Origin of the sequence: Shimia sp. (assembly GCF_041624275.1) — a bacterium.
Classification (GTDB): domain Bacteria; phylum Pseudomonadota; class Alphaproteobacteria; order Rhodobacterales; family Rhodobacteraceae; genus Shimia.
This window is the reverse complement of the sequence record NZ_JBFJVE010000257.1, coordinates 1-3,214: the sequence shown is the minus strand read 5'-3', so window position 1 is coordinate 3,214 and position 3,214 is coordinate 1. Positions and strand designations below refer to the sequence as shown.

Sequence of the window (3,214 nt, the reverse complement as noted above, 5' to 3'; positions counted from 1 at the left end):
TGCCGAGGGCCAGCGCCGCTATGTCGAGTCGCTCTCGGCCTATGCGCGCCAGTTCCTCGACATGATGGAAAAGCCCGATGTCGACCATATCAGCGGCCTCAGCCCGGCGATTTCCATCGAGCAGAAGACCACCTCGAAGAACCCGCGTTCGACCGTCGGCACGGTGACCGAGATCTATGACTATCTGCGGCTGCTGTTCGCCCGCGTCGGCACCCCCTATAGCCCGGCCACCGGCCTGCCGATCGAGGCCCAGCAGGTGCAGGACATGGTCGACCGGATCATGGCGCTGGAGGAGGGCACGCGCGGCTACCTGCTGGCGCCGATCGTGCGCGACCGCAAGGGCGAGTACCGCAAGGAATTTCTCGAACTGCGCAAGCAGGGGTTCCAGCGGGTCAAGGTGGACGGCGCCTTCTACGAACTCGACGAGCCGCCCAAGCTGGACAAGAAGTTCCGCCACGACATCGACGTGGTGGTCGACCGGATCGTGGTCCGCGCGGGGCTCGAGACGCGGCTGGCCGACAGTCTGCGCACGGCGCTGGACCTGGCCGATGGCATCGCGGTGCTGGAAACCGCGCCGAAAGAGGGCGAGCCCGAGCGCATCACCTTTTCCGAGAATTTCGCCTGTCCGGTCAGCGGCTTTACCATCCCCGAGATCGAGCCGCGGCTGTTTTCCTTCAACGCCCCCTTCGGGGCCTGCCCGGAATGCGACGGGCTGGGGATGGAGCTGTTCTTCGACGAACGGCTGGTGGTGCCCGACCAGACGCTGAAGCTGTACGACGGGGCGCTGGCCCCATGGCGCAAGGGCAAGTCGCCCTATTTCCTTCAGACCATCGAGGCCATCGCCCGCCACTATGGTTTCGACAAGAACACGCCGTGGAAGGACTTGCCCGAGAAGGTCAAACAGGTCTTCCTGCGCGGTTCGGGCGAAGAGGAGATCGACTTCCGCTATGACGAAGGCGGCCGGGTCTATCAGGTCAGCCGCGCCTTCGAGGGGGTGATCCCGAACATGGAGCGCCGCTATCGCGAGACCGACAGCAACTGGATCCGCGAGGAGTTCGAGCGCTACCAGAACAACCGCCCCTGCCATACCTGCCGCGGCCACCGGCTGCGCGAAGAGGCGCTGGCGGTGAAGATCGCCGGGGTCCATGTCGGCCATGTGGTGCAGATGTCGATCCGCGAGGCGCTGGACTGGATCAGCGATGTTCCCAATCACCTGACAGCGCAGAAACAGGAGATCGCCCGCGCCATCGTCAAGGAAATTCGTGAACGCCTTGGGTTCCTGAATAATGTGGGTTTGGAATACCTTACGCTGTCACGTTCCAGTGGAACATTAAGTGGTGGGGAAAGTCAGCGCATTCGGCTTGCCAGCCAGATCGGCTCGGGTCTGACCGGGGTGCTCTATGTGCTGGACGAACCTTCGATCGGGCTGCATCAGCGCGACAACGACCGGCTTCTGGACACGCTGAAGAACCTGCGCGATCAGGGCAACACCGTGGTCGTGGTCGAACATGACGAAGAGGCGATCCGCGCCGCCGACTACGTGTTCGACATCGGCCCCGGCGCCGGGGTGCATGGCGGCCAGGTGGTGTCCGAGGGCCTGCCCGAGGAGATCGCCGCCGATCCGGCCTCGCTGACCGGCCAGTATCTGTCGGGGCAGCGCGAGATCGCCATCCCCGGCGAGCGCCGCGCCGGCAACGGCAAGTCGGTGCGCGTGGTCAAGGCCAGCGGCAACAACCTGCGCGACGTCACCGCCGACTTTCCGCTGGGCCGTTTCGTCTGCGTCACCGGGGTGTCGGGCGGCGGCAAGTCGACCCTGACCATCGAGACCCTGTTCAAGACCGCCTCGATGCGGCTCAACGGGGCGCGCCAGACGCCGGCCCCCTGCGAGACCATCAAGGGGCTGGAGCATCTCGACAAGGTGATCGACATCGACCAGCGCCCGATCGGGCGGACGCCGCGCAGCAACCCCGCCACCTATACCGGCGCCTTCACGCCGATCCGCGACTGGTTCGCCGGCCTGCCCGAGGCCAAGGCGCGCGGCTACAAGCCGGGGCGGTTTTCCTTCAACGTCAAGGGCGGGCGCTGCGAGGCCTGCCAGGGCGACGGGGTGATCAAGATCGAGATGCATTTCCTGCCCGACGTCTATGTCACCTGCGAGACCTGCCAGGGCGCGCGCTACAACCGTGAAACTCTTGAAATTTGCTTCAAGGGCAAGAGCATAGCTGACGTTCTTGATATGACGGTCGAAGATGCGCAGGTGTTTTTCAAGGCCGTGCCCTCGATCCGCGACAAGATGGATGCGCTGGCCCGCGTGGGGCTGGGCTATATCAAGGTCGGACAGCAGGCGACCACGCTTTCGGGCGGCGAGGCGCAGCGGGTGAAACTGTCAAAAGAGCTGGCCAAACGCTCGACCGGGCGCACGCTCTATATCCTCGACGAGCCGACCACGGGGCTGCATTTCGAAGATGTGCGCAAACTGCTCGAAGTGCTGCACGAGCTGGTCGATCAGGGCAATTCGGTGGTGGTGATCGAGCACAATCTCGACGTGGTGAAAACCGCCGACTGGATCATTGACATCGGCCCCGAGGGCGGCGATGGCGGCGGCGAGATCGTCGCCGCCGGCACGCCGGAAGAGGTGGCCGCCGAGCCGCGCAGCCATACCGGCCGTTACCTCAAGGAGATGCTGGCCGGGCGCCGGGTGGCGGCCGAATAGGGGCCGCCGTTGCGTGTCGGCCCTTGGCGCGATCAGCCCTTTTTCATCGGGCAGGTGCTGAGGCCCAGCAGCGAATAGGCCGGGCAGCTCGAGGCGAGCCCGGTGGCCAGCGGCACGACACCGATCAGCATCCACCAGCTGCCGGTGGTGGCAAAGCCGACCAGCAGCGCCAGGCCGACGATCACCCGCAGGGCACGGTCAATGGTTCCGACGTTTTTCTTGAACATTTGAGGTCTCCTTTCAGTCCGCATGCCGCATGACTAAAGGGTTCCGCGCCGGGCTTCAGTGACCATGGTCACAGAAGCGGATGTTTTTCTGCTTCGGCGATCTGGCGCAGGGCCCCGGGGTCGAGAATTGTCACCCGTCCGCGCCCGGTCTCGATCCAGCCCTTGGCGGCCCATGTTTCGAGACGGCGCGACACCACCTCGCGGGCGGTGCCGACGGCGGTGGCCAGCGCCGCCTGTGTGGTGGCCACGGGGGCGCCGGGGGTGGGCGACTGGC

At 65.4% G+C, this 3,214-nt stretch carries 3 protein-coding genes; 1 reads left to right on the top strand and 2 read right to left on the bottom strand.

From position 1 onward, the window contains the following. Positions 1-2,713 (top strand): excinuclease ABC subunit UvrA (gene uvrA, locus ABZD10_RS14665; protein WP_372887626.1); only part of this gene is annotated, 2,713 nt, incomplete at its 5' end. Positions 2,714-2,745: 32 nt separating this feature from the next. On the opposite strand, the gene ABZD10_RS14660 is transcribed toward uvrA, so the two are convergent. Both ABZD10_RS14660 and ABZD10_RS14655 read right to left on the bottom strand, forming a co-directional pair. Beyond that, on the bottom strand, positions 2,746-2,940 hold the full coding sequence (locus ABZD10_RS14660; RefSeq protein ID WP_372887624.1) for a DUF2892 domain-containing protein: 195 nt from the start codon (positions 2,938-2,940) through the stop codon (positions 2,746-2,748). A 68-nt stretch (positions 2,941-3,008) separates the two neighbouring features. Continuing rightward, on the bottom strand, positions 3,009-3,214 hold a 206-nt coding region (locus ABZD10_RS14655; protein WP_372887622.1), incomplete at its 5' end, for a helix-turn-helix domain-containing protein.